Below are 24,262 nucleotides of genomic sequence, written 5' to 3' on the forward strand. Positions count from 1 at the left end.
CACCAATGAGCGGCGATGACGGACGAACCGACGGTGGCACTGTCGACCCGACGGACGACGACCTCGCCATCCAGACCGATGTGAGCGCGAGCGTCCAGTCGCGCGACCAGCGGGTCGCAAGCACCGAAACTGTCGTCAGGGCAGAGAACGTCAACGTGTTTTATAACGACGCGCAGGCGCTGAATGACATCTCCCTGGAGATTCCGGAAAACCGCGTTACCGCGATGATCGGTCCCTCGGGCTGTGGGAAATCAACCTTCCTCCGGTGTATCAACCGGATGAACGACCTCATCGCCGCCGCACGCGTCGAAGGAAACCTCTTCTTGCGGAACAAGAACGTCTACGACGACGACGTGGACCCGGTCGCGCTCCGCCGGCGCGTCGGCATGGTGTTCCAGACGCCGAACCCGTTCCCGAAGTCCATCTACGAGAACGTCGCCTACGGACTCGAAATCCAGGGCGTCGACGGAGACTACGACGAAATCGTCGAAGAGTCGCTGCGCCGCGCGGCGCTGTGGGACGAGGTGAAAGACCAGCTCCACGAGTCGGGGCTCGACCTCTCGGGTGGCCAACAGCAGCGACTCTGTATCGCTCGCGCCATCGCGCCCGACCCGGAAGTCATTCTGATGGACGAGCCGGCCTCCGCACTGGACCCCGTCGCAACTTCGAAGATCGAGGACCTCATCGCCGACCTCGCGGAGGAGTACACGGTCATCATCGTCACCCACAACATGCAGCAGGCGGCCCGCATCTCCGACAAGACGGCGGTGTTCCTCACCGGCGGCGAACTCGTGGAGTTCGGCGACACGGACGAGGTGTTCAAGAATCCGAGCTCCGACCGCGTCGAGGATTACATCACCGGCAAGTTCGGATGACCGACGACCGCGACCCCGAAGCGACGCTCGACGAGTGGAAGGCGTCGATGCAGGCCGACCACGAGGCGGAGATTCACAATCCCGACCTGAACGACGACCACCGCATCGAGTCGGTCGTCCAGGCGAGTGTCCGAATCGGCTTCCGCTACGAGGACGGCGACCTCGTCGAAACCGAGCGTGAACGCGTCGACCCGCCCGAACCTGAGCTGTTCTCCTGTGTCTGTGGCGTTCGCGGGATGACCCGCGAAGAGGCGGTGGCGCACATAGCGGCTACGCAGTAGCCTGCCACGCCCGAGCGCGGTCACAGACGAAGTCCGCGTAGCGCGCTCGTGCTCGTTCCCACAGCTTCGTGTTCTCGCGACACGCCTGTTCCAGTTCGGCGAGCTGGTCGCCGTCGTGCGTCGAGGCGAGACACATCGATTGAAACACCAGCGACTCGCTCGGCTCGTCGACATCCGTCTCCGGCTCCGTGAGCCGCGTGCGAATCCGCGACTCGTCCATTCCGAGGTGAATCGCCGACCTCGGGAGGCTGCGGCCCATCCTCGGTGTATCGCCCAGTCCGGTAATCATCCGAGCGTGAAGTCCAGCAATCGTTCCCGTCACCGGCGCGTCTGCCAGCAGCGATCGCGCCGCCGGGAGCAGTCCACGCTCATCCGCACCGAGCGCCAACACGACCCGGTCGTACCCGTCGCGCAGTGGATGCACGAAGTCCGCCAAGTGTAACACTGCACTGTGTGTTACCGCCGCGTCGGAGGTCGCGTTCGATGGCTCTTTCGCGGAGTGTTCGTACGCCTGCTTCACCCGACGCTCCCATGCTGTCGGCTCTAACTCTTTCCAGTGGCTCCCGTCGTAGTCCGGTGCGAGCAGCTGTGCAGTGTGCATCACGTCCCGGGCCTCCTCCTGCGTGCGAAGCCGCCCACTCTCGGAGTCGATACCGCAGTCGTGTGCGAACGCACGGAACCGCTCGGCGAGTCGTCTGACCTCGTCCAGCGAGTGGCCGCCGTGGTACGGTTCGAGGTCGGCGAGTACGAACTGAGTATCGACGCCGACCTGCTGTAGCTGTGCGACGGTGAGCAACTGTCCGAGCGTGCCCAGATGTGGTGGACCGGTCATCCCGACACCAGTCGTCACCAGCGTCCCCTCGTCTGCCAGCCCGCCCGTGACACCGTCTGCGGCGACGAATTTCCGTGCGAGCCACGACGCCGGTCGGTCACCGGCCCCGAACGTCACTCGCCTACACCCGTCCTCGCTCCGTAGCTGCTCGTAGTGGTCGGCCAGTCGAGCCATATCCGCAGTTCCACCGAACGATATATACGTTACCGTGAGCCTTGCTGTCGCATACCAAACTCGGGCGCGGGATTGATACCTGCGGGCCACACCCATCCCGTATGACCAACATCCGCCGGCTCGACGACGCGACGGTGGACCGTATCGCCGCCGGCGAGGTGGTCGAACGGCCCGCCTCCGTCGTCAAGGAGCTGGTCGAAAACAGCGTCGACGCCGGCGCTGGTCGCATCGACGTGACCGTCGCGGCCGGCGGCACCGAGCGCATCGAGGTGCGCGACGACGGCTCCGGGATGTCGCCCGACGATCTCGAACTCGCCGTCACGGAACACGCAACCTCGAAGATTCGCGACATCGACGACCTCGAAGGCGGGGTCGCGAGCCTCGGTTTCCGCGGCGAAGCGCTCCACGCCATCGGTGCCGTTTCGAAGCTCACCGTCCGGTCGCGCGAACCGGGCGCGAGCAAGGGTGCACAGCTCCGCGTCGAGGGGGGGAATGTCGTCCGGCAGGAGACCGTCGGCTGCCCGGAGGGGACGACCGTCGTGGTCGAGGACCTCTTTTACAACGTGCCCGCACGCCGGAAATACCTCAAGAGCGAGGCGACGGAGTTCAGCCACGTCAACAGCGTCGTCTCCGGCTACGCGCTCGCGAACGCCGACATCGCCGTCTCGCTCACCCACGGCGACCGCGAGACGTTCGCGACCGAGGGCCGGGGCGACCGACGCTCCGCGATTATGGCCGTCTACGGCCGCGACGTGGCCGCGAACATGGTTCCCGTCGACGGGACCGACGAGCCTGGCCCGCTCGCCGACGTGGGCGGGATGGTGTCGCACCCGGAGACGAACCGCGCCACCCGCGAGTACGTCAACGTCTTCGTCAACGGTCGGTGGGTGACGGCCACCGCCGTCCGGGACGCCGTCGTCGAGGCGTACGACCGCCAGCTCGCCGGCGACCGCTACCCCTTCGCCGTCATCGACCTCGACGTCGACCCGGCGACCGTCGACGTGAACGTCCACCCCCGGAAGCTGGAGGTTCGCTTCGCCGACGAGGACGGAATGACACGGCAGGTGCGCGGGGCCGTCGAATCGGCCCTGCTCGACGCGGGCCTGCTCCGAACGAGTGCGCCCCGCGGTCGGTCGAAGGCCGCACAGACCGAGATTTCACCCGGTGAACGCGACGGTCGCGACACCCCGGAGAGTGACACCACGGCGACGCGCTCTGTCGACGCTGACACGACGGGTTCCGAGTCGGAGGGTCGCGAGTCGAGCCCGAGCGATTCGGTAGCGAGCGAGCCCGCTTCATCGAGCGCGACCGACGACGCCGAAACGCCGGCCTGGCACGCCGAACCGACGGACGACAGCACAGAGTCACGCGAGCCGGCGCGCCGTCGGTTCCGCGAGCCGGCGACGCAGACGACGGTCGACGGGAGCGACCCCGCCCCGGAGTTCGACCGGCTCCCGTCGATGCACGTGCTCGGCCAGCTCCACGACACCTACGTCGTCGCGGAGACCGACGACGGACTCGTGCTCGTGGACCAACACGCCGCCGACGAGCGGGTGAACTTCGAGCGCCTGCGCGAGCGATTCGCCGGCGAGGTGGTGACACAGACGCTCGCGGAGCCGGTCGACCTCTCCCTGACGGCGAAGGAGGCTGCCCTCGCTGACCCGGCCAGCGAGGTGCTCGCACAGCTGGGGTTCACGACGACGCTCACGGGCGAGCGAACCCTCCGCGTCTCGACGGTGCCCGCGCCGCTGGCCGACGTTTCGGGTCCGGAACTCGTCCGTTCGCTGATCGACGACTTCGCCGACGGCGACCCCGAGCGCACCGTCGAGCGGGCCGTCGATGACCTGCTCGGGGACCTCGCCTGTTACCCCTCGATCAAGGGGAACACATCGCTCACGGAGGGGACGGTGACGGACCTGCTCGCCGCGCTCGACGACTGTGAGAACCCCTACGCCTGCCCGCACGGGCGACCGGTCGTCATCGAGGTGGGCCGTGAGGAGATCGAAAATCGGTTCGAGCGGGACTATCCGGGCCACAGCTAGACGGCCTGTACGAGCCAGCTACCGACTCACGCGCGTTCCTCGTCGCTCTCGTCATCGGTCGTCCGGAGGACGTAAAGCGCGAGCGTCAACACCAAAAGCAGGATGGCGAACGTGCCGGCGAACATCAGGTCGTCGGTGCCGATGACGTCGCCGGGCCGGAAGCTGATTATCTTCCGGGAGACGGCGATGAGCGCCGCGATGATGACGATACGGACCACGTCCCCCTCGCGGGTGTAGGCGACGACCGTCTGGTAGATTTCAACGATGATGAACAACAGTAGGGCAGTGTCGATGAAGTCGACGACGACTTGCGGGTCGGCGATTCCGGCCGGCGCTCCCGGCTGCACCGAGTCGTAGGTGGCCTCCGCGATACGGATGAGCAGGTCGCCGACCCCGATGATGAACAGCCCCATGAGGATATACGCGGTGGCGATTTCGGCCAGATGTATCCCCTTCTGTGACGGTTCGATGAGCCGGTCGTAATCCATACGTGGTTTCAGACTGCCACACTGATAGTTCCGGGGAAAAACCCAGTAATTACCCGTCCGAGGGATTCGTATGGGCGATATCGACGACCGGGTCACGGTCGAGACGGGCGTGTTCGCGGCCGCGCGGCAGTTTCTCGCGCTCGAACGTGACGTGCTCGTGCTCTCGCTCGCGATGTTTGCCTTCTCGCTCGGCTATCAGGGAACGAACCAGTACATGGCGGCGTACCTCTATGCGCTCGGTGCCGGCCCAGTCGTCGTCGGGCTGTTCGGCTCACTCGGCAATCTCATCTCGGCGGTCTACCCGTATCCGGGCGGTGTCGTCAGCGACCGTATCGGCTCGCGGCGCGCGCTCACGCTCTTTGGCCTGCTCTCTGCGGTCGGGTTCGGGCTGTGGGCGGTCGCCGGCGCGATCCCCCCGCTCGTGACCCCCGCGCTCGCGGTCGGTCCCGTCGGCGTCCCCTCGCTGACGATTCCCGTCCTGCTGTTCGTCGGGCTGTTTCTGGTCCAGTGTTGGAAGTCGTTCGGCCTAGGTGCGACCTTCGCCGTCGTCCGGCAGGCGAGCGGGCCCGGCGAGCTTGCGGCGGGCTTTGCGGCCCCCGAGACTCTGCGTCGGCTCGCCTTCCTCGTCGGCCCGTTACTCGTCGCCGCCGCGTTGTCCGTCTTCGAGTTCGAGCGCGGCTTCCGGGTCGTGCTCGCCGGCGCGGCCGCGTTCGCGCTCGTCGGCACGCTCGTCCAGCATCTCCTGTACGACGCGTCGGCCGACTCGCTGGGTGACTCGTTTGCCGGCGTCGGGACCGTCCTCGCCGACTTTCGCTCGCTCCCCTCGGAACTCCCGCCCTTGCTCGCGGCCGACACGCTCGTCCGATTCGCCAACGGGATGGTGTACGTCTTCTTCGTCGTCTACGTCGAAGCGGCACTCGCCGGCCCGGTCGCGATACCGCTGGTCGGGTCGCTGTCACCGGCGGCCTTCTTCGGTGTCTTGCTCGCCGTCGAGATGGCAGTCGCGGTCGTGAGCATGCTCCCCGTCTCGCGGCTGGCAGACCGCGCCGGGCTGAAATCGGCGGTCGGTCTCGGCTTCCTCGTGTACGCGTCGTTTCCGGCGCTGCTCGTGTTCGCGCCGACGGACGGACTCGTCATCGCCGGGACGCGGGTTCCGCCGGCGGCGCTGTTCGTCCTCCTGTTCGCCTTCTCCGGGCTTCGATTCGCCGGCCTGCCGGCACACAAGGCACTCATCGCGGGACCGACCGAGCGCGACGCCGCCGGTCGAACGACGGGGAGCTACTATCTCATCCGGAACACGCTCACGATACCGTCGGCGCTCGTCGGCGGCATCCTGTACGCGCGCTCGCCGACCGTCGCGTTCGCGACCGCGACGGCCGTCGGACTGGTCGGCGTCCTCGTCTTCGCGCGCTACGGCGAGCGGTTCAGCTCGTCTGCATGAGCCGCGTCTGTGGCATCTCGACGCCCGTCACCTCGATGCGCGTCCCACCGTCATCGCGCTCGCGCACCTTGACGTCCCAGCCGTGGGCCGCAGCGATGGAGGCGACGAGATACGTCTGGGGGGTGACTGCGGCCCTTGGCGGAGTGTTCATCGAGATAACAAATAATCGCCGACTACAGCTGGAGATACTGGGCGTGGCGGCTCCCGTCGAACTCCAAGACGTTCTCCTCGGCCACGTAACCCGCCTCGATTGCCACCTCGACCGTCCGTGTGCCGACGAGATTAGCCACCGTACACCGGGCGAGCGCCGCCGTCACCTCGCTCTCGTCGGCCGGTTCGCCGTCGTAGAAGTCGGGGTCGACGGTAATCGACACCTCCCCCGCCTCGAACGTTTCGCCGAGGTCGTCTGCGTCACAGACGGACACGAGCACGCCTTCTGGCGTCTCCCGCTCGACGAGCAGCATGCTCACCGCACCATCTCCTCCTCACGCTGCTGGCGCACTTCCTCTGCTTCGTCGACCAGCTCCTCGGCACGCTCTTCTTGCCCGGTCTTCTCGTAGGCGCGCGCGAGCTCTTCGAGCAGTTCCGGCGACCGGAAGCCGAGCCGCTGGGCGTTCTCGAAGGCGTTGACCGCCTCTTCGGCCAGCCCACGTTCGAGCAGAAAGAAGCCGCGGTTGTACCACGCCTGCGGGTTCCGCGAGTCGAGCTGGACGGCGTTTTCGGCGTGTTCGAGCGCTTGTTCCGTGCGGCCGTCCTCCCAGAGCGCGTACGCGAGATTCGTCTCTGCGGCCGCCGCGTGCTCCCCCTCGGCGTCGATGTACAGCGCCTCGCGGTAGGAGTCGATGGCCGCCTCCCACTCCTCGAGTTCAGCGTGGGCGGCTCCCTTGTTCACCCACGCTTCCTGTCGAACGGAGTCGTCGTCGGTGAACTGGGCCACGCGGTCGAAGGTGTCGACCGCCTGCTCGTACCGCTGGATTCCCATGTACGAGAGTCCAACGTCGATGAGTTCGTCCGCGTCGACGTCTTCGGCGACCGTCTGGCGACGGTCGAGCGTGTCCGCGATGACGCGTGAGTCGACCGGGTCCACCTGCCCGGGGTCGACGCTGAGTTCGGGCGGGTCGAGGTCGAACCCCTCGTAGGGGTCGTCGAATCCCTCACCTTCCGAGAACTGATGGTCGTCGTGCTCGTCGGTCATTGTCTTCGTTGGGGTGTTGAACGGCAAAAGGGCTACGTCCACTGTACGACGTTCCGAGATATGGGGACTATCTGTGTTGTTCGGACGGCTCTGATTTCGACTGCTCTGACTGCTCTGTTGTGAACAGCCGGAAAGTCCCGACCGAGTAAACGCGACACACCCGTCTGGGCACGACGCGCAGCGTCGTGCTGACCCTGAAGTCTGCCGTGGCAGCCTTCAGGACTCCGTTCAGTCCACCCGAACCGCCCACACGCCTCCCCAACCGATTCGCTCCCTACGGTCGCCCATCCGCTGTCAGCGCGAGCGCCGACACGCCGTCGCTCGGTGGTCTCGCGACGACCTCACGCTGGCTCGCGCGACAAGCGCGCTCGGGCCATGCCACCGCACCGCGTCGCTCGATTGAGCAACCGAGGCGGTGGCCTACCGCACCGCGCCTCTGGCGCGTGTGCGGTGTGGGGAAAGGTTGGTGCGGTCCATCGCGCCCTCGTGGCGCGACGCGACCGCTGCGGTCGCGGTGCGGTTTCCCCGATGCCAAGCTATCAGGGTGGTGCTGTCGAATTCAGGCCAAACAGCGCGGTGCTGGTCGGTATACTAATCCGACCCACCGTCACAATCGGGCCGAAATCGTCGCCGCGGTGGACGGGCCGACCCCCTTCACGTCTCCGAGTTCCGACTCACTCGCGGCGCGAACTCCCTCGACGCTTCCGAACCGACGGAGCAGCCGCTTCCGGAGTTCAGGGCCGACTCCCGGCAGATCATCGAGCGTGGTCGAGACCTCGTCGCGGACCTGCTGGTGGTAGGCGACGGCAAAGCGGTGGGCCTCATCGCGCACGCGCTGGAGGAGCCGCAGGTGGTCGGCGTCCGACGCCCAGTCGTAGGTGCGGTCGGGCGTGACGACGAGTTCTTCGTCCTTCGCGAGCCCGATAGCGGGCACCTCCCACCCCACGGCGTCGAGGGCCTCGCGCGCGGCGTCCAGTTGTCCCTCGCCGCCGTCGATGAGCAGGAGGTCCGGGTCGGGGCGGTCGTCGCGACCCTCGACGGCGCGTTCCGCGCGCCACCGGAGCAGTCGGCGCATGTTCGCGTAGTCGTCGTTCTCGTCGGTGAGCTTCTTGCGCCGGTAATCCGACTTCTCGGCGTCGCCGTCGAGGAAACACACGTCCGAGCCGACGACCGCCTTCCCCTGTGCGTGGCTCACGTCGAACCCTTCGATTCGGTCGGCGGCGTCGAGACCGAGCGCCTCGGCGAGTCGGGCACACTCGTCGCGGCGGCCGGTCTGTCGGCGCGCGTTCTTGAGCGCGAGGTCGACGAGCGTGGCCTCACGGCCCGCGCCCGGCACGCGAACGTCCGTGCCCTCGCGGTCCAGCCACGCGAGCACGTCCTCGTCGTCGGGGCGCTCGGGCAGGAGAACTGCGTCGGGGAGGTCTCGCTCGGCGAAGAACTGCGGGAGGAACGCCGACAGCAAGGGGGCGACCTCGCGCACCTCGCTGGCGGCGACGCGGTGGCGCTCGCGGTCCACCAGCTTGCCGCGCTCGCTGACGAGGCGCGCGACGGTGGCGTCGCTCCCTTCGATACTCACTCCGAGCACGGCGACCCGCTCTTCGGGCGCGTCGCTCTGTATCGCCGCCGCGCCGCCCTCGTGGAACGACTCCACGACGGAGAGTCGGTCGCGGAGATTCGCCGCGCGCTCGAACTCCTGTTCGCTCGCGGCCGTCTGCATCGCCTGCTCCATCGGCTCCGCGAGCACGCCCGTCTCCCCGTCCAGGAATCGACGGACCGAATCCACGTCGGTGAGATACGAGTCGGCGTCGATTTCATCCACGCAGGGGGCGGTACAGATACCGACCTCGTAGTCGAGACACGGGCGGTCGCGGCCGTCGAACTTGTAATCCGAGCAGCCGCGGACGCCGAACGTCTCGCGCAGCGCCTTCACGACGGTCTCGACCCGGCCCTTGTCCGTGTACGGACCGAAGACGGTCGCGGCGTCGTCGGGGTCGCGCGTCACCTCGATGCGGGGGTACTCGTGGTCCGTCAGTTGGACCAGTGGGTAGGATTTGTCGTCTTTCAGCCGGACGTTGTACTTCGGCTGGAACCGCTTGATGAGATTCGCCTCGAGCAAGAGCGCCTGCGTCTCCGTCTCCGTGACGGAGAAGTCGATGCGCTCTGCGCGCGCGACCATCCGGCGGATTCGCTCGCCCCGGGGGTCGGCGTAGGAGCGAACGCGGTCACGCAAGTCGACGGCCTTCCCGACGTACAAGACCGCGTCTCCGCGCTCGAACTGGTAGACGCCGGGCTTGTCGGGGAGGTCGCTCGCCCGCTCGCGCACGGCGTCGGTGTTCACAGCCGCCGTAGGGGGCTGGCGGCTTTCAGCGTGTCGCGACCGGTAGGGTGAACTGTCGGGGGGCGCGACCAAGAGTATGGTCCAGTGTTGGCTCGTCGAACGGGACTACGGCTCGCGGAATCTCATCACGCTCGTCTACGCGACCCCGGACGGCGAGCAGATCAACCGCAAGGAGGTGCCGATCACCGCGATTCGCAACGGTGCCGTGACGGTGACCGCCGCCACGGACGTGGACGAGACCGACCTCTCGGCCGCGGACGACCCCGAGCGCTACCGACAGGAGGTCGAGCGCGTCCGGAGCGACCACGACCCCGACGACGAGCTCTGACACCACGAGAGTGAATAGCTCACGGTTGAAAGAGACCGTAACCCCCATAGTTGCACAACGACGCATAGCTGCATGAACCGTGCAGAGAAGGCCGCCCTGCAGCTGCAGGCGGTCGACGTGTTGCGGACGCTGAAAGAGACCCGGACGTACGACGAACTCGCCGCCGAGACGGGACTTCCCGCGGGTGACCTGAATCGCTACGTCAACGGGCACGTCCTGCCGGGCGTCGAGCGCGCCGAAGCCGTCGTGGGGGGCGTCGGCCGCGACACGCTCGAAGCCGAGCTCGAAGCGCGCATCCGCCACGACGACGACGGCTACATCGACAACTCCCGCGTCGTCTTCGACCAGTCGCTGCTCGAACTCGTCGCGCCCGTGGCCGGCGAGAGCTTCGACTTCGAGACGCCGGACGTGGTCTTGACGGCCGCGACGGACGGGATTACGCTCGCGGCCGCGATGGCGGCGCACTTCGGCGCGACCGTCGCGTACGCGAAGAAATCGAAGGAAACCGCAGTCGAGGAGTTCATCGAATCGCGCCAGCGGCTCGATTCGGGTATCGAACTCACCTACTATCTCCCAGCCCGCGCTATCGATGCGGGCGACAGCGTCCTCGTCGTCGACGACCTCATCCGGTCGGGCGAGACGCAGGAACTCCTCCTCGACATCACCGAGCGCGCCGGCGCAGACGTGTCGGGCGTGTTCGCGCTCATCGCGGCCGGCGAGGAAGGTATCGACCGCGCCAAGACGCGCGTCGATGCGCCGGTTGGGGCGCTCACGACGCTGTGAGCCGGTGACGGCCGGTATTCTCGGCGGTTAAGCGTCGTCGCGCTGTCTGAGAACCTCGTCATGCGCTACCGCACGACTATCCATACTTGTGTATAATAACGCGAATAAGAAGAGAAATCTTAACACGACCCTGCCCGCAGTGCTGCCCACATGGGCATCCGCGAGACCCTCGGTGAGTACTTCGGGTTCGCCGAGCACGGAACGAACCTCGACAGGGAGATACGGGCGGGGATAACGACGTTCCTGACGATGTCGTACATCGTCGTGGTGAACCCCTCTATCATGACCGACCAGCCGGAGACGGAGTTCCTCGACGGCATCGCCATCCAGGGGCTCTCGGCGGGACAGATCGAGCAGAAACTCGCCGTCATCACCATCCTCTCGGCGTTCACGGCGACGCTCGTCATGGCGCTGTACGCGAACCGGCCATTCGCACAGGCCCCCGGCCTCGGGCTAAACGCCTTCTTCGCGTTCACCGTCGTCGGGTCGCTCGGCGTCCCATGGCAGACGGCGCTCGCGGCCGTCTTCGTGGAGGGCATCATCTTCGTCCTCCTGACGGTCGCCGGCGTCCGCAAGTACGTCATCGAGGCGTTCCCGGAGCCGGTGAAGTTCGCCGTCGGAGCCGGTATCGGCGCGTTCCTCGCCATCATCGGGTTGGAGGCGATGGGCATCGTCGTCAACGACCCGGCGACGTACATCACGCTCGGCGGGGTGGCGAGTGATCCCGTCGCCATCCTCTCCGTCGTCGGGCTGTTCTTCACCTTCGCGCTGTACGCCCGCGGCGTCCGCGGCTCAATCATCATCGGCATCCTCGCGACCACCCTGGCGGGCGTCGTCGTCACCTTCGCCGGTCTCGTCCAGCCCGGCGTCGTCGCCTCGCCCGCGATACAGCAGGGTGGCTTCGATGCGAGCGCGCTGACGAGTCCCGACTACGACATCCGGCCGCTCGCCGGCGCGTTCGTCTCGGGCCTCGTCGGCGACCCGGCCGCGAACCTCGACGCGTTCGCGTTCTCGCTCGTCGTGTTCACGTTCTTCTTCGTGGACTTCTTCGACACCGCGGGGACGCTCACGGGCGTCGGGCAGGCCGCAGGCTTCCTCGATGAGAACGGCGACCTCCCCGAGATAGAGAAACCTCTACTGTCGGACGGTATCGGCACCACCGTCGGCGCGATGCTCGGCACCTCGACGGTGACGACGTACATCGAGTCCGCGACCGGCGTCGAGGAGGGCGGCCGCACCGGGATGACGGCGCTCGTCGTCGCGCTGCTGTTCCTCGGGTCGCTCGTCCTCGTCCCGCTCGCGGCCTTCATCCCGCTGTACGCCAGCCACATCGCGCTGGTCGTCGTCGCGGTCATCATGCTCGGCAACCTCACCGACATCCAGTGGGACGACGTGACCCACGCCGCCCCGGCAGGGATGACCGTCCTCATCATGCCGTTCACGTACAACATCGGCTACGGCATCGCGGCGGGCATCATCACCTACCCCATCGTGAAGGCCGCAGCCGGCGAGTTCGAGGACATCCGGCCGCTGCAGGTCCTACTCGCCGCGCTGTTCGTCATCTACTTCATCGTCCGTACGGGCGGCGTCCTCTCGGCTATCGGCGGCTGAACGAACGACCGTGCCTGGCGACCGTCGTCACCGGGTAACTCGTCGGCTATCAGTAAGTTAATGCTGGCGTGGGTCCCGATTTTTGAGCATGACGACGCTCGGAACCGCGACGGCCGCCCCCGGTGAGCAGGCCACCGGTCGGCTCACCGTCGGCGAGGCTCGCGACGGCTCCGAGGTCGCGCTCCCGGTCTGTGTCATCAACGGCGAGCGCGACGGCAAGACGCTCTACGTGCAGGCGGTTTCTGACGGCGACGAGCTCAACGGGCTCGGGGTCGTCCAGCGGCTCGTCCCCCGGCTCGACCCCGCCGACATCGCCGGCGAGATTCTCATCGTCGGCATCGTGAACTGGTACGGCTTCCAGGTCGCCGAACACCGCAACCCAATCGACGACACGAAGACGAATCGGGCGTACCCCGGCAACGAGACGGGGACGACGTCCGAGCGCATCGCTCACGCCACCTTCTCGGCGGGCGTCGGTGCCGATCTCGCCGTCGACCTCCATCAGGGGTCGACCAGCCAGATGATCAACGAGGTGCGGGTGCGGTGTGGTCGCCGCCACCGGCTCCACCGCGAGTGTCTCGACCTCGCGAAGACGTTCGACTGCGGACACATCCTCGACCAGCGCGGCCCGAGCGGCCAGCTCGCCCGCGCGCTCCCCGACGAGGGCGTCCCGACCATCGATCCCGAACTCGGAGGCGCGGTCGGCTGGGACGAGGAGTCGATTCGCTACGGCGTGCGCGGGATGATGAACGTCCTCACCGACTACGGCTTCCTCGACGGAACGGTCGCGGAGTCGAAACAGACCCGCGCCAGCGGCTTCGACCAGTACGGCTCGCCCGCGGGCGGGCTCGTGGACCTCCATCCCGAACTCGGCGACGAGGTGGCCCGCGGCGACACGCTGTTCGAGATTACCGACGTGTTCGGCTCCGTCAAAGAGTCGGTTACGGCAGACAGCAGCGGCATCTTCTGGCGTGCACGCCGCCTCCCGCAGGTCGCACAAGGCGAGTACGTCTGCTCGGTCGGGACCGGCGTCGACTCGTACTGACCCTAACGCACAGCGTACCGACACCACCAAACCGCCGACAGCCCTGTCTCTCGTATGCTCGTCTGTTCCGTCTGTGGCGACCGCTACGACCGCTACGGCGCGGCGTGGCGGTGTGACTGCGGTGGGCCGCTCGATTTCGCCGACCAGCCGCTTCCCGATTCCGGACCCGATATCGACGCCACGCGCGGGCTGTGGACCTTCGGGTCGTTCCTCCCGACCGGTCCCGCGGTCTCGCTCGGGGAAGGGTTCACGCCCCTGACCGAGAGCACGGAGTGGAACTGTGCGTTCAAACTGGAGTACGTGTTTCCGACGGGGTCGTTCAAGGACCGGGGCGCGACGACGACGCTCTCGCTCGCGGCCGAACGGGGCGTCGACCGCGTCGTCGAGGACTCCTCCGGCAATGCGGGCGCGGCCATCGCTACCTACGCCGCCCGCGCGGGTATCGACGCGAGCATCTACGTCCCGGCGTCGGTGAAGGCCTCGAAGCTCCGGGCCATCGAGCGCGCCGGTGCAGAGGTCGTCCGGGTCGAGGGGTCCCGCGGCGACGTGACCGACGCCTGTGTCGAGGCCGTCGAGTCTGGCGCGGGCTGGTACGCGAGCCACGCGTGGAACCCAGCCTTCTTCGCCGGCACGGCCACGTTCGCGTACGAGGTCGCCGCCCAGCGTGGCTGGGAGGTTCCCGATGTCATCGTTACGCCGCTGGGCCACGGGACGCTCTTCCTCGGCGCGTACCGCGGCTTCCGCGCCTTGCAACGCGCCGGCTGGACCGACTCGATGCCCAGACTGCTCGGCGCACAGGCCGCCGGCTACGCCCCCATCGCCGACGAGCTTCACGGCCCGAGCGACGAGGAAAACGGCCTTGCCGACGGCATCCAGATTCGCGACCCCGCCCGCGAGACCCAGATTCACGAAGCAATCGAGGCGACCGACGGCGACGCTATCGCCCTCTCGAAATCGCGCGTGAGCGAGACGCTGGATTCGCTTCACGCCGCCGGCTTCTACACCGAGCCGACGTGTGCCGTCGCGCCGACGGCGCTTGAAGAGTACCGTGCGCGCGGCGTCGTTTCGCCCGACGACGACGTGGTCGTTCCCCTCACGGGGAGTGGGCTGAAGGGCTGAGACTGATTCTCGATTATTCTCTGGTGCTCCGTCCGTCCCCGGCAATACGACCACGCTCGTTGCTTGGCTCAGGAGAAACCGCACCGTGACACGGCCGTGGCTTTCAGGCCGGTAGTAACAGAGTAGCCAGCCTACGCAAAATCGGCTCCACACTACGACTCCGGATGCACGGGCGCATCGAATCCACCCCGAATCAGCGGTCGAGCGACGTGGCGTCTCGCGTGGGGTGGAACCTCGTACCAGCCGACCTCGATATCGCGCGCAATCTCTTGGTCCACCTTCCCGGAAGCCGTCGTCCCGCAGTCGCCGCGACACCGGTATCCCTGCCCGCGACCGGCAGACTCCATCCGGCGACCACACTCGGGACACTCCGGCGTCACGCGCTCCGTCTCCCGAAGCGAGCGCACGGCGACCTTCTCCAGTTTCACGGTTCCGTCGGTCACCTCGCCGCAGGCGGTCACGTCGTCGCCGACTCGAAGCGCGCGCACCCAGTCGCGAAATCGCCCGGTCGGGGCGAACGCGGCGGCATTGAGCCGCGCCTCGCCGTCGGCGAGTTCGAGGAAGACGTGGCCACCTTCCCGGGTGTCAGGTGCAGTCGAAACGGTGGCGTCGAGTCGGTAGCTTCGGCCGTCACGAGCCGTCTCAAGGGTCCCAGACGCGAGGTGCGCGTCGGTCCCCTGATTCGTCTCGAAGGTACACCGACGCTCGATAGCCTCGGAGTCGACCGCACGGGCACACTCGCGGGTGGCGTCGGGGTCGTCACCCCGAATCGCGTGGAGTACCGGTCCCGGAGTGTGGGGAACGGCGACGAGGTCTCCGGTCGTTCGGTCCACGGTGTCCCACACCGTCGGGTAGTGGGCGTCGGCCGCCGCGAACAGCGAGTCGGCGTCGACACGGCGGTCGGTCCCCCAGCGGTCGCGCTCGCGGTAGCTGATGATCTCGTAGCTGGTGTCGACTCCCGCGCGTTCCCAGGCGCGTTCGGCACCGACGGCCGCCAGCGCGCCGACGAGACCCTGTTCGGTCTCCCAGCCGGCGGTCTGGTAGCCGTAGCGTTCACAGATGTCGCGAGCCGCCTCTGGCGAGAGTATCTCGCGCATCGCGCGGTCGGTCCAGCCTGCGACCTCGGGCGGAACGTCCGCAGGTGAGCCAGACGCGACGACGACGCCGGGATTCGTCCGGTCGTCCGCGAGCTCGGCGTCTGACTCGACGAGTTCACGGGCAGCATCGAAGGCCGTCTCGGGGTCGCTGTCGGTGACGACGGCGAGGGCGGCGTTCCCGCGGGTCTTGTACGGGACGGCGGGGTTCAGCCGCACGAGGAGACACCGCCCGCCCACCCGTTCACGGAGGCGGGCGGCCGCGTAGGTCGTGCACATCCCACGCTCGCGGGAGTCGGTGTCGTCGATACCCACGACGGTCATACCAGCCCTCTTTCGCCGGCGAGTAAGGCGGTTTCGCTGTCAGAACGCCACAACCCTCTTATGTGGGGAACGGACTATACCCTCTGTATGTCACGGCAAGCACTGGTCGGAAACATCTCTGCGATGCTGTCGGACGCCGGGTTCGCCGTCAGCGACCGCATCGCCGTCCGACCCAAGAGCTTCGACCTCGCGGCACGACGTGGCGAGGACGTGCTTTTGATGAAGGTGCTCGCCAACGTCGACGCCTTCGATGCCGCGACGGGGATGGAGATGCGCCGACTCGGCCACTATCTCAACGCCACGCCGCTCGTCCTCGCGCTCCGCACCCGCGACGAGGACCTCAAGCCGGGCGTCGTCTACTTCCGTCACGGCGTCCCCGCCATCTCTCCCGACACTGCAGTCGACATGTTCGTCGAGGGAGTACCGCCGCTCATCTACGCCGCTCCCGGCGGGCTGTACGTCGATATCGACGGCGACGTGCTCCACGACGCCCGCGAGGAGCGCGACTGGTCGCTCGGACGGCTCGCCTCCGAACTCGGCGTCTCACGGCGCACCGTCTCGAAGTACGAGGACGGTATGAACGCCAGCGTCGAGGTCGCCGCCCAGCTGGAGGAGGTGTTCGACGAACCGCTCTCCTCGCCCGTCGACGTACTCGACGGCGCGGACGAACTCGCCGAGGAGGACACGAGCGAGCCGCCCGAACACGACCCCGACGACGATGCTATCGTCACCGTGCTCACCCGGGTCGGTTACGACGTGCACCCCACCGAGCGCGCCCCGTTCAAGACCGTCTCCGAGGACGAGGACCCGGCGGAGTCGCTGTTGACCGGCCACTCCTCGTTCACCCGGACGGCCAAGAAGCGCGCCGAGATCATGTCCTCGCTCGGGACTATCATCCGGATACAGTCCGTCTACGTCGTCGACGACCGCGCGGGCGGCCGCGAATCGGTCGACGACACCGCGCTCATCGAGCGTTCGGAACTCGAAGACGTGGAAGACACCGACGACCTCCGCGATCTGATACAGGGTCGGGTCGACCGCGAGGCCGAATCAGCCTAACCGTCGCAGTCGGTCGCGATTTTGCCACAGTTCGATTATCCCCCACACGAGCCCAAGCAGTAGCCCGACGACGCCGGCGAGGAACGTCCACCCGCTCGCCCACACCGGCTTCACCCACGGGACGACGTGGTCCCACGTCGAGGCCGGCCCGTCGAGACCGACCGAATCGAGGAACGCGCTCGGTCCGTTCTCGCCCGGAATCGGCGGGTCGTTCGCGCTCCCGGAGACGGCGTAGCTTCCGGTCGCGTTCAGGTCAGCGATGGTCGGTGAGCGCGCCGAGCCGCCGGTCCAGTTGCCGTCGTCCGTCGCACCTACTCGCTCGGCGTCGTACGGTCCCCACGTGACGTAGTACTCCCAGACGATTTCGCCGGTGGGCGTGATCTCGATGACGCGGTGGTTCAGCGAGTCGGTGACGAGCGTGTTTCCGTTCGGGAGCCGGTCGGCGTCGCGTGGCCAGTTCAGGCTCCCCTCGGTGCCGACGGTCCACGTCCGGTTCCAGCCGTCGCCCTCGCGCTCGTACTCGACGATGCGGTCGTTCTCGGAGTCGGCCACGAGCAGCGTAGGTGTCCCCTCCGCGTTCGTCAGGTAGTCGGGGTTGTGCTGCTCGTGGAGCGTGTCGTAGTCGCCGTCGCTACCGAGACGCATGTCGATATCGCCCGTCGACCGGTTCACGACGATCGCCTGGTCGAAGTTACGCGGCGAGAGCAGGAACTGGTCGTCGCCGATGTAATCCACGTCGTTGACGTGGGTCCAGTCCTCGTCGTAGCCCCCGTCGGTGGATTCGGGGTAGTGGTCGCGAAACCGCCACTCCCACGTGCGCTCGTCGGTCGTCCGGTTGTAGATGAACACCTTGTCGTCGGGGACGCCGTCGGTCGTCGCGCGCATGTTCGCGACGACGAGGTCGCCGTTCGGGAGCAGGTCGGCGTCGTGGGTGTCCTCGATGTCGAACCGCTCGGTCCAGACGCGTTCACGCGTGTCGGGGTCCAACTCGAAGATAATCGTCTGGCCGTTGCGGGCCGTGGTCGCGAGGAAGTTCCCGTTCGCGAGCGGGTCCACGTCGTAAAACCACGTCTCGCCGAACGTCTGCTCGCTGTACTGCCAGTCGACCGTGTCGTCGTCGATGGAGACGAGCCGCGCCTGCGTCTTCTCGCTGCCGCCACGGAAGTGAAACCCCTGAATCCCGACGACGGTCTGGCCCCGGTCGCCGGTGATGGTTCCGGGCTTCGCGTTCGTCGGGTCGTGGGTAGCGAACGCGCCGACACCGGGCGCGAGCAGCGCGACGACGAGCGCGGCGACGACGAGGCGGGCAGCTCGTCCGTTCATCTACCGCGAGAGTTGGTGTCGTTTCGTCCGCGCCTGTTTCGCGGCCTCGGGGTCCCCGTCCACGTCGGCGAGCGACTCGACCGCCTCCAGCGTCCGGACCGAGTCGTCGAGAAACGAGAGGATGTCCCCGGAGTAGGCGTACAGCATGTAATCGTCACCCATCACGTCGACGATGGCGTCGGGACCGAGCCCCTGTTCGCGGAGTTCGAGCAGATACCGGATGAACTTCTCTTCGGGGTGGCCACAGTGGGGGTTCGATTGGCAGTCGCAATCGAGGAAGTCGGTCGCGAAATCGAGGACGCGCTCCTGTGTCGTCTCGTTGAGCTGTGCGAGGTTCTCACCCTGAAACAGCAGGTCGAGCGTGGCTCCGGAGAACGCGCTCTTCGGGATGGACGTTTCCAGCTGGGAGGCGATCTGGCGGTGGTTTTTCAGATAGATTTTGTCCGTGATGGCCACAGTTGCCCGAACTCGGTGAGCCAGCGGCGAAAGCGTTCCGCTCTCCGAGACATCACCGCGAGGCCGGCGTTTATGCTGGTGACGACTAACGGCCACGTAATGGCAATCCACGACACTGTTCCGGCCGACGGAACAGACGCGTACGACTACACCGGCGGCGAGGTGGACCGCCCCGACCTCGTCGACGACCTCACCCCCCTCGTCGACGGCGACGTGCGATTCGACGACTACTCGCGACAGCTGTACGCCACCGACGCCAGCGCGTACGAACGGCTCCCAATCGGCGTCGTGCTCCCGCGCTCGACCGACGACGTGTCTGCCGTCGTGGAGTACTGCTTCGAACACGAAATTCCGGTGCTCCCGCGGGGCGGCGGTACCTCGCTCGCCGGCCAAACAGTGAACGAGGCAGTCGTCCTCGACTTCTCGCGGTACATGGACGAGGCGAGTATCGACCCCGAGACGGAGACCGCGACCGCCGAGGCAGGCATCACGCTCGGGAAACTCAACGAGGCCGCCGCGGAGCACGGACTCACCTTCGGCCCGGACCCGGCGTGGGGTGACAAGAGCGCGCTCGGTGGCGCTATCGGCAACAATTCCACCGGTGCCCACTCGCTCGTCTACGGGAAGACCGACTACTACATCGAAGAAGTCGAGACCGTGCTCGCGGACGGCACCGTCACGACGTTCGGCGAGGTGGAAATCGAGACGCTTCGCGAGGCGGGTGACCCGACGAGCGACGATATCCGCGAGCGGATCTACGCGTCCGTGCTGGAGATACTGGAGGAGGAGCGCGCCGAAATCGACCGCCGGTACCCGCGACTGAAGCGGAACGTCTCCGGCTACAACCTCGATGCCCTCGTCGAGGACGCACGGGGGACCCGCCCGCTCGCTGACGGCACCGGCACCGACCCCGACAGCGAGGCCGGCACGGTGAATCTCGCCCGCCTGCTCGCCGGGAGCGAGGGGACGCTCGCGGTCGTCACCGAGGCGACCGTCGCGCTCGAACCCGAACCCGAGACGAAGGCCGTCGCCCTGCTCACCTACGACTCTCTTCTCGACGCGATGGAGGATGTCGCGCCCATCCTCGACCACGGTCCGTGTGCCGTCGAAGTGATGGACGACGTGCTGCTCAAGCTGGCGCGCGATGCGCCGGAGTTCGAAGAGGTCGTCGGGCTACTTCCCGAAGACACCCATTCGGTCCTGCTCGTGGAGTTTTACGCTGACGACGCCGACCACGGCCGCCAGCAGGTGGCCGACCTCGTAGCCGACCGCGTCGGGAACGTCGAGACCGAGGTCACGGCAAACACCAACCGCGTGACGACGAACAAGCGCCGGTACGCCAGCCACGCGATGGAGGCTCACGACGCCGAGGCGCGCGCCACCTTCTGGAAGATGCGGAAAGCCGGGATGCCAATCCTGCTTTCGCGCACCAGCGACGCGAAACACATCTCATTCATCGAAGACTGCGCGATTCCGGTCGAGAACCTCCCAGCGTACGTCGAAGCGTTCCAGGACGTGCTCGACGACCACGGCACCAACGCCTCCTTCTACGCTCACGCGGGGCCGGGCGTGCTCCACGTCCGCCCGCTCGTCGACACCAAGACCGCCGAGGGCGTCGACCAACTGGAAGGGATTGCCGCCGACGTGACCGACCTCGTGGTCGAGTACGGCGGGAGCGTCTCCGGCGAGCACGGGGACGGTCGCGCCCGCACCCAGTGGAACCGGAAGCTGTACGGCGAGCGACTGTGGGGCGTCTTCCGGGATCTAAAGACCGCCTTCGACCCGAAGTGGCTCCTGAACCCGGGGAACATCTGTGGCGTGTTGCCCGACGAGGAGCCGTCCGGCACCGCAGTCGCTTCCCACGACATGACCGAGGACCTCCGATTCTCGCCGAGCTACGAGTTCGAGACCGGCTTCGACCCCGCCCTGGAGTGGGCAAACGAGAACGGGTTTCAGGGGATGGTGGAGCTGTGTCACGGCTGTGGCGGCTGTCGCGGGCCGCAGTCTACGACCGGTGGCGTGATGTGTCCGACTTACCGGGCCGCCGAAGAGGAGATTCAGTCGACGCGCGGTCGGGCGAATCTACTCCGCTCGGCGATGAACGGCTCGCTCGACGAGGACGAACTCCTCGGCTCGGAGTTCGGCGCCGAGGTGATGGACCTCTGTGTCGGCTGTAAGGGGTGTGAGGTGGACTGTCCCTCTGGCGTCGACATGGCGAAGATGAAAGCCGAGGTGGAGCACGCGAGCCACGAGCGCGACGGCGCGAGCCTGCGCGACCGCATCTTCGCGAACATCGACTCGCTGTCCCGGCTCGGGAGCATGTTCGCGCCACTGTCGAATCTCGGGACGAAACTCCCCGGCGTACGCACGCTGATGGAGTCGCAACTCGGCATCGAGAGCGACCGCGAGCTTCCCACCTTCGAGCGAGAGTCCTTCGCGACGTGGCTCGCGAACCGCGGCTCGCGGGTCTCTGAACGCGAAGCCGACCGCACGGCCGTCATCTTTCCGGACACGTACACGAACTACAACCACCCTGAAGTCGGGAAGGCAGCTGTGCGCGTGCTCGAGGCCGCCAACGTCCGCGTCGAACTCGCCGACGTGCGCGACTCCGGCCGCCCGGCCTACTCGAAGGGGTTCATCGATACCGCCCGCGAGGAGATGGTCGAGAACGCCCGCACCATCGCCCCCGACGCCGAACACAAGGATGTCGTCCTCATCGAGCCCTCGGACGCCGTGATGTTCCAGTCGGACGCGCTCGACCTCGTCCCGTCGGACCACGAGGCGCGCGACCACGTCGAGTCCCTCGCCGACAACAGCTACGGGCTGTGTGAGTATCTCGACGCCTTCCGGCTCGACGAGAACGCCGACTGGGCCGGGAACGGGGGGTTTGCCTACCACGGCCACTGCCACCAGAAGGCGAAGAAGAAGGACCACCACGCTGTCGGCGTGCTCCGGCGGGCGGGCTACGGCGTCTCGCCCGTCGATTCGACCTGCTGTGGGATGGCCGGCTCCTTCGGCTACGAGACGGAACACTACTCGATGAGTCGGGAAATCGGCGAGCAGTTGGCCGAACAGGTCGCCGCCCAGCAGTGTAACCGCGTCGTTGCGCCGGGTGCCTCCTGTCGCTCGCAGCTGGAATCGTTCGACGAGGAGCCGGTCCACCCGGCCGTCGCGCTCGACGACGCCCTCCCCGAGTGAGGGGCGTTTCGTAAGGTATTCAAACGCCGCCACGAATCTGTAACTGCGTGTCCGGGCTGGGGTAGTGGTATCCTATCACCTTGTGGTGGTGATGACGTGGGTTCAATTCCCGCGCCTGGACTATGTCAAATTTCTTACATATCTTCGACGGCGAGTAGTTCTGTGCTCACATTCACTTTCACTCCGGTTGGCGAGCCTTAATTACAATCTAGAATATTTGTACCAATATGCCGGAATTCTGTCCAGAATGCGGTAGGGCGTTCGATTCGAGTCGCGGAATGCGCGTCCATCACGCACACCTCCATGGTGAGAAACTGCCGAATCGTGAGTGTGATTCGTGTGGTGATGATTTCTACAACGAACACGAACAGCGATACTGCTCTGATACCTGTCGAGAATCAGCCACGTCGATGGCCGGCGAGAACAACCCGAACTACTCCGACGCCAAAGCGCAGACGACCTGCGAGCGATGCGACGCGATCTTCGAGTACTACCCGTCAGCGAAGAAGGGCCGATTCTGCGGTGACTGTGTCGCAACGAACGAGTGGCAGGAGCCGCCGACGCTCACCGGCGAGTCGAATCCAAACTACACCGGCGGACCGGCGACCATCACCTGCGACGAGTGTGGCGAGCCGTTCGAACGGTATCCAGCGCAGGTGAACGAGACGGCGAATCTCTGTGGTGAGTCGTGTCGAGCCGACTGGCTCTCGGCGGCGTTCACGGGCGAGGGGCATCCGAACTGGCGGGGTGGTCCCACAGGTCCGTACGGTCCGGGGTGGCGCGAGGTTCGCAGGCTCGCGCTTGAACGGGACGGCTACGCCTGCGTGCTGTGTGGAACCGACGCCGAGGAACTGGGACAGAACCCCGACGTACACCATATCATCCCGGTACGGGCGTTTCTCGACGAGCCACGGCTCACAGTCGCGGATGCACACACGCTCGACAACGTCTGCTCGCTGTGTGTCGACTGCCACCGACTGGTCGAACACGGGGGCGTCGATTCCGGAGCCCTCAGGGCGGTAATTTAGTTCGTGCGGCCGAGCGCCGGGCGCGGACTGTCGGTTGACCGCGAGACAGCGCCGCCCTCCTTGATGACGTCGAGGGCGGTCATCAGGTCGGTGCGCGAGAGCAACCCGACCAGTTCGCCGTCCTCCATGACGAGCAAGCGACCGACGCCGGCCTCCTGCATCTGTTCGAGCGCGTCCATCGCGCTCGTGTCGGGACTGGCCGACTCGATGTCGCGGCTCATCACCTCCTCGACCTGGTAGGCGTCGCGTTCGACCTCCTTGACTGACTGGGCGTCGCCGAGGGTGACGACGCCGACGGGCCGACCGTTCTCGACGACTGGGTAGCCGGTGTGGCGTTCGGTGAACATCCGACCGAGCAGGTCGGCGACGGAGGTGTCCGGCGTCACGGTCTTGAGATCCTCGCCGGGTGTCATGATGTCCCGGACGGTGACGCCGTCGAAGGCCGCGGCCATGATGGTGCGTTGTGCCTCCGAGGAGGCACCGATGTAGATGAAGAAGGCGATGGCGACGAGGAACAGCCCGCCGCCGCTGAACAGCCCGAATAGGCCGAGCCCGATGGCGAACAGTTTGCCGACCTCTGCGGCGATTTGAGTCGCCTGCGCGTACGGGCGACTGCGCGCGAGCAGCGCACGGAGGACGCGGCCGCCGTCCATCGGGAAGCCGGGGAGCATGTTGAAGATAGCGAGCGCGACGTTGACGACGGCGAGATACGCGAGCAGGAAGCGCAGCGCCGCGATGACTGTACCGCCCGGCTGTACGGCGGTGAAGGCGACGTAGGAGACGACGCCGAGCAGAACGCTGACGATGGGACCGGCGACGGCGATGTTGAACTCCTGTTTCCAGTCTTCGGGCATCTCACTCAGCTGGGCGACGCCGCCGAACAGCCACAGCTTGATGGAGGAGATGGGGAAGCCGTAGCGCATCGCCACGAGCGAGTGGCCGAGTTCGTGGATGATGACGCCGACGAACAGGCCGACCGCGGCAAGCAGCCCGACGACGAGCGCGACGGTCGAGTCGCCGGTGAGCGCCGACACCTCGACGAGGTTCGTCGGCGCGAGCACGTCGTTGATGAGCGAGGCGTACTCGCCGAGCGTGGTCCCGATGAGATACGCAAACAGCGGGAGGATGAGAAGAAACGTCAAATCGAGCTCGATGGGGATACCGAACAGCCGCCCGATTCGGAAACTTCGCATACGCGACGTAGTAGCTCGGGTCACTTAATTACCGC

The 24,262-nt window shown here is 66.7% G+C and carries 22 protein-coding genes and 1 tRNA gene; 13 read left to right on the forward strand and 10 right to left on the reverse strand.

The window, feature by feature from the left end; genetic code table 11:
• Positions 1–5 precede the first annotated feature (5 nt).
• Together pstB and DMP03_RS09250 are read left to right on the forward strand one after the other, a co-directional pair.
• Positions 6–875 carry a phosphate ABC transporter ATP-binding protein PstB gene (gene pstB / locus DMP03_RS09245; protein WP_152120392.1) on the forward strand — a complete coding sequence of 290 codons (870 nt, stop codon included), beginning with the start codon at positions 6–8 and terminating at the stop codon, positions 873–875.
• Positions 872–1,156: a hypothetical protein gene (locus DMP03_RS09250; protein WP_152120393.1), complete on the forward strand. Its 285-nt coding sequence runs from the start codon at positions 872–874 to the stop codon at positions 1,154–1,156. The genes pstB and DMP03_RS09250 overlap by 4 nt, the downstream gene beginning before the upstream one ends.
• Here DMP03_RS09250 and DMP03_RS09255 read toward each other — a convergent pair.
• Entirely contained in the window at positions 1,146–2,162 is a 1,017-nt protein-coding gene (locus tag DMP03_RS09255; RefSeq protein WP_172967116.1) for a hypothetical protein, read from the reverse strand. The genes DMP03_RS09250 and DMP03_RS09255 overlap by 11 nt on opposite strands.
• Before the next feature lie 101 nt (positions 2,163–2,263).
• Between DMP03_RS09255 and mutL the strand changes: the two genes are divergently transcribed.
• Positions 2,264–4,204 carry a DNA mismatch repair endonuclease MutL gene (gene mutL / locus DMP03_RS09260; RefSeq protein WP_152120395.1) on the forward strand — a complete coding sequence of 647 codons (1,941 nt, stop codon included), beginning with the start codon at positions 2,264–2,266 and terminating at the stop codon, positions 4,202–4,204.
• A gap of 26 nt (positions 4,205–4,230) precedes the next feature.
• Here mutL and DMP03_RS09265 read toward each other — a convergent pair whose 3' ends face one another.
• Positions 4,231–4,692, reverse strand: a complete 462-nt coding sequence (locus DMP03_RS09265) for a phosphate-starvation-inducible PsiE family protein (protein ID WP_152120396.1) — start codon at positions 4,690–4,692, stop codon at positions 4,231–4,233.
• Between the two features lie 70 nt (positions 4,693–4,762).
• Between DMP03_RS09265 and DMP03_RS09270 the strand changes: the two genes are divergently transcribed.
• On the forward strand, positions 4,763–6,133 hold the full coding sequence (locus tag DMP03_RS09270; RefSeq protein WP_152120397.1) for an MFS transporter: 1,371 nt from the start codon (positions 4,763–4,765) through the stop codon (positions 6,131–6,133).
• Here the strand turns inward: DMP03_RS09270 and DMP03_RS14325 are convergent.
• From DMP03_RS14325 to DMP03_RS09285, 4 genes are all read right to left on the reverse strand, one after another.
• Positions 6,117–6,284 (reverse strand): hypothetical protein, encoded by a 168-nt coding sequence (locus DMP03_RS14325; RefSeq protein ID WP_172967117.1) that lies wholly within the window; start codon positions 6,282–6,284, stop codon positions 6,117–6,119. The genes DMP03_RS09270 and DMP03_RS14325 overlap by 17 nt on opposite strands.
• Positions 6,285–6,306: 22 nt before the next feature.
• Complete coding sequence (locus tag DMP03_RS09275; protein ID WP_152120470.1) at positions 6,307–6,597, reverse strand: DUF424 domain-containing protein; 291 nt, start codon at positions 6,595–6,597, stop codon at positions 6,307–6,309.
• Positions 6,598–6,599: 2 nt separating this feature from the next.
• Positions 6,600–7,328: a tetratricopeptide repeat protein gene (locus tag DMP03_RS09280; RefSeq protein ID WP_152120398.1), complete on the reverse strand. Its 729-nt coding sequence runs from the start codon at positions 7,326–7,328 to the stop codon at positions 6,600–6,602.
• A 607-nt stretch (positions 7,329–7,935) separates the two neighbouring features.
• Positions 7,936–9,666, reverse strand: a complete 1,731-nt coding sequence (locus tag DMP03_RS09285; RefSeq protein WP_152120399.1) for an excinuclease ABC subunit C — start codon at positions 9,664–9,666, stop codon at positions 7,936–7,938.
• Between the two features lie 76 nt (positions 9,667–9,742).
• Here DMP03_RS09285 and DMP03_RS09290 point away from each other — a divergent pair, with 76 nt between their 5' ends.
• The 5 genes from DMP03_RS09290 to DMP03_RS09310 all read left to right on the forward strand — a co-directional run bounded on the left by DMP03_RS09290 (position 9,743) and on the right by DMP03_RS09310 (position 14,552).
• Complete coding sequence (locus tag DMP03_RS09290; protein ID WP_152120400.1) at positions 9,743–9,994, forward strand: hypothetical protein; 252 nt, start codon at positions 9,743–9,745, stop codon at positions 9,992–9,994.
• A gap of 72 nt (positions 9,995–10,066) precedes the next feature.
• Positions 10,067–10,777, forward strand: a complete 711-nt coding sequence (locus DMP03_RS09295) for a phosphoribosyltransferase family protein (RefSeq protein WP_152120401.1) — start codon at positions 10,067–10,069, stop codon at positions 10,775–10,777.
• Positions 10,778–10,927: 150 nt separating this feature from the next.
• Complete coding sequence (locus tag DMP03_RS09300) at positions 10,928–12,388, forward strand: NCS2 family permease (RefSeq protein WP_152120402.1); 1,461 nt, start codon at positions 10,928–10,930, stop codon at positions 12,386–12,388.
• A gap of 88 nt (positions 12,389–12,476) precedes the next feature.
• Positions 12,477–13,433: a succinylglutamate desuccinylase/aspartoacylase family protein gene (locus DMP03_RS09305; RefSeq protein ID WP_152120403.1), complete on the forward strand. Its 957-nt coding sequence runs from the start codon at positions 12,477–12,479 to the stop codon at positions 13,431–13,433.
• Between the two features lie 54 nt (positions 13,434–13,487).
• Complete coding sequence (locus tag DMP03_RS09310; RefSeq protein ID WP_152120404.1) at positions 13,488–14,552, forward strand: pyridoxal-phosphate dependent enzyme; 1,065 nt, start codon at positions 13,488–13,490, stop codon at positions 14,550–14,552.
• Positions 14,553–14,704: 152 nt separating this feature from the next.
• Here DMP03_RS09310 and DMP03_RS09315 read toward each other — a convergent pair whose 3' ends face one another.
• Complete coding sequence (locus DMP03_RS09315) at positions 14,705–15,970, reverse strand: tRNA(Ile)(2)-agmatinylcytidine synthase (protein WP_152120405.1); 1,266 nt, start codon at positions 15,968–15,970, stop codon at positions 14,705–14,707.
• An 87-nt stretch (positions 15,971–16,057) separates the two neighbouring features.
• On the opposite strand from DMP03_RS09315, the gene DMP03_RS09320 reads away from it, so the two are divergent.
• On the forward strand, positions 16,058–17,029 hold the full coding sequence (locus tag DMP03_RS09320) for a transcriptional regulator (RefSeq protein WP_152120406.1): 972 nt from the start codon (positions 16,058–16,060) through the stop codon (positions 17,027–17,029).
• Here DMP03_RS09320 and DMP03_RS09325 read toward each other — a convergent pair.
• Both DMP03_RS09325 and DMP03_RS09330 read right to left on the reverse strand, forming a co-directional pair.
• Entirely contained in the window at positions 17,021–18,352 is a 1,332-nt protein-coding gene (locus DMP03_RS09325; protein ID WP_152120407.1) for an aryl-sulfate sulfotransferase, read from the reverse strand. The two genes, DMP03_RS09320 and DMP03_RS09325, sit on opposite strands and share 9 nt — an antisense overlap.
• A complete protein-coding gene (locus DMP03_RS09330; protein ID WP_152120408.1) occupies positions 18,353–18,808 on the reverse strand; it encodes a DUF5814 domain-containing protein in 456 nt (151 codons plus the stop codon).
• 99 nt (positions 18,809–18,907) lie between these two features.
• Here DMP03_RS09330 and DMP03_RS09335 point away from each other — a divergent pair, with 99 nt between their 5' ends.
• The 3 genes from DMP03_RS09335 (at position 18,908) to DMP03_RS09345 (ending at position 23,034) form a co-directional block, all read left to right on the forward strand.
• A complete protein-coding gene (locus DMP03_RS09335) occupies positions 18,908–22,006 on the forward strand; it encodes an FAD-binding and (Fe-S)-binding domain-containing protein (RefSeq protein ID WP_152120409.1) in 3,099 nt (1,032 codons plus the stop codon).
• Positions 22,007–22,056: 50 nt separating this feature from the next.
• Positions 22,057–22,127: transfer RNA gene (locus DMP03_RS09340), tRNA-His, on the forward strand.
• Between the two features lie 289 nt (positions 22,128–22,416).
• On the forward strand, positions 22,417–23,034 hold the full coding sequence (locus tag DMP03_RS09345) for an HNH endonuclease (RefSeq protein WP_225870793.1): 618 nt from the start codon (positions 22,417–22,419) through the stop codon (positions 23,032–23,034).
• Here DMP03_RS09345 and DMP03_RS09350 read toward each other — a convergent pair.
• The gene (locus DMP03_RS09350; RefSeq protein WP_152120411.1) at positions 23,031–24,227 is read right to left on the reverse strand and encodes a CBS domain-containing protein; all 1,197 of its coding nucleotides are present in this window, start codon (positions 24,225–24,227) and stop codon (positions 23,031–23,033) included. The two genes, DMP03_RS09345 and DMP03_RS09350, sit on opposite strands and share 4 nt — an antisense overlap.
• Between the last annotated feature and the right edge of the window lie 35 nt (positions 24,228–24,262).

It is taken from the genome of Halosegnis rubeus, assembly GCF_009184545.1.
GTDB classification, from domain to species: domain Archaea; phylum Halobacteriota; class Halobacteria; order Halobacteriales; family Haloarculaceae; genus Halosegnis; species Halosegnis rubeus.

Bases quoted from the DNA above. Each gene is read 5' to 3' on its own strand.
- DMP03_RS09270 (WP_152120397.1), top strand. From the start codon at position 4,763: ATGGGCGATATCGACGACCGGGTCACGGTCGAGACGGGCGTGTTCGCG.
- DMP03_RS09350 (WP_152120411.1), bottom strand. From the start codon at position 24,227: ATGCGAAGTTTCCGAATCGGGCGGCTGTTCGGTATCCCCATCGAGCTC.
- DMP03_RS09295 (WP_152120401.1), top strand. From the start codon at position 10,067: ATGAACCGTGCAGAGAAGGCCGCCCTGCAGCTGCAGGCGGTCGACGTG.
- DMP03_RS09280 (WP_152120398.1), bottom strand. From the start codon at position 7,328: ATGACCGACGAGCACGACGACCATCAGTTCTCGGAAGGTGAGGGATTC.
- DMP03_RS09300 (WP_152120402.1), top strand. From the start codon at position 10,928: ATGGGCATCCGCGAGACCCTCGGTGAGTACTTCGGGTTCGCCGAGCAC.
- DMP03_RS09265 (WP_152120396.1), bottom strand. From the start codon at position 4,692: ATGGATTACGACCGGCTCATCGAACCGTCACAGAAGGGGATACATCTG.
- DMP03_RS09315 (WP_152120405.1), bottom strand. From the start codon at position 15,970: ATGACCGTCGTGGGTATCGACGACACCGACTCCCGCGAGCGTGGGATG.
- DMP03_RS09250 (WP_152120393.1), top strand. From the start codon at position 872: ATGACCGACGACCGCGACCCCGAAGCGACGCTCGACGAGTGGAAGGCG.
- DMP03_RS09290 (WP_152120400.1), top strand. From the start codon at position 9,743: ATGGTCCAGTGTTGGCTCGTCGAACGGGACTACGGCTCGCGGAATCTC.
- mutL (WP_152120395.1), top strand. From the start codon at position 2,264: ATGACCAACATCCGCCGGCTCGACGACGCGACGGTGGACCGTATCGCC.
- DMP03_RS09335 (WP_152120409.1), top strand. From the start codon at position 18,908: ATGGCAATCCACGACACTGTTCCGGCCGACGGAACAGACGCGTACGAC.
- DMP03_RS09320 (WP_152120406.1), top strand. From the start codon at position 16,058: ATGTCACGGCAAGCACTGGTCGGAAACATCTCTGCGATGCTGTCGGAC.
- DMP03_RS14325 (WP_172967117.1), bottom strand. From the start codon at position 6,284: ATGAACACTCCGCCAAGGGCCGCAGTCACCCCCCAGACGTATCTCGTC.
- DMP03_RS09305 (WP_152120403.1), top strand. From the start codon at position 12,477: ATGACGACGCTCGGAACCGCGACGGCCGCCCCCGGTGAGCAGGCCACC.
- DMP03_RS09325 (WP_152120407.1), bottom strand. From the start codon at position 18,352: ATGAACGGACGAGCTGCCCGCCTCGTCGTCGCCGCGCTCGTCGTCGCG.
- DMP03_RS09345 (WP_225870793.1), top strand. From the start codon at position 22,417: ATGGCCGGCGAGAACAACCCGAACTACTCCGACGCCAAAGCGCAGACG.
- DMP03_RS09275 (WP_152120470.1), bottom strand. From the start codon at position 6,597: ATGCTGCTCGTCGAGCGGGAGACGCCAGAAGGCGTGCTCGTGTCCGTC.
- DMP03_RS09255 (WP_172967116.1), bottom strand. From the start codon at position 2,162: ATGGCTCGACTGGCCGACCACTACGAGCAGCTACGGAGCGAGGACGGG.
- DMP03_RS09310 (WP_152120404.1), top strand. From the start codon at position 13,488: ATGCTCGTCTGTTCCGTCTGTGGCGACCGCTACGACCGCTACGGCGCG.
- pstB (WP_152120392.1), top strand. From the start codon at position 6: ATGAGCGGCGATGACGGACGAACCGACGGTGGCACTGTCGACCCGACG.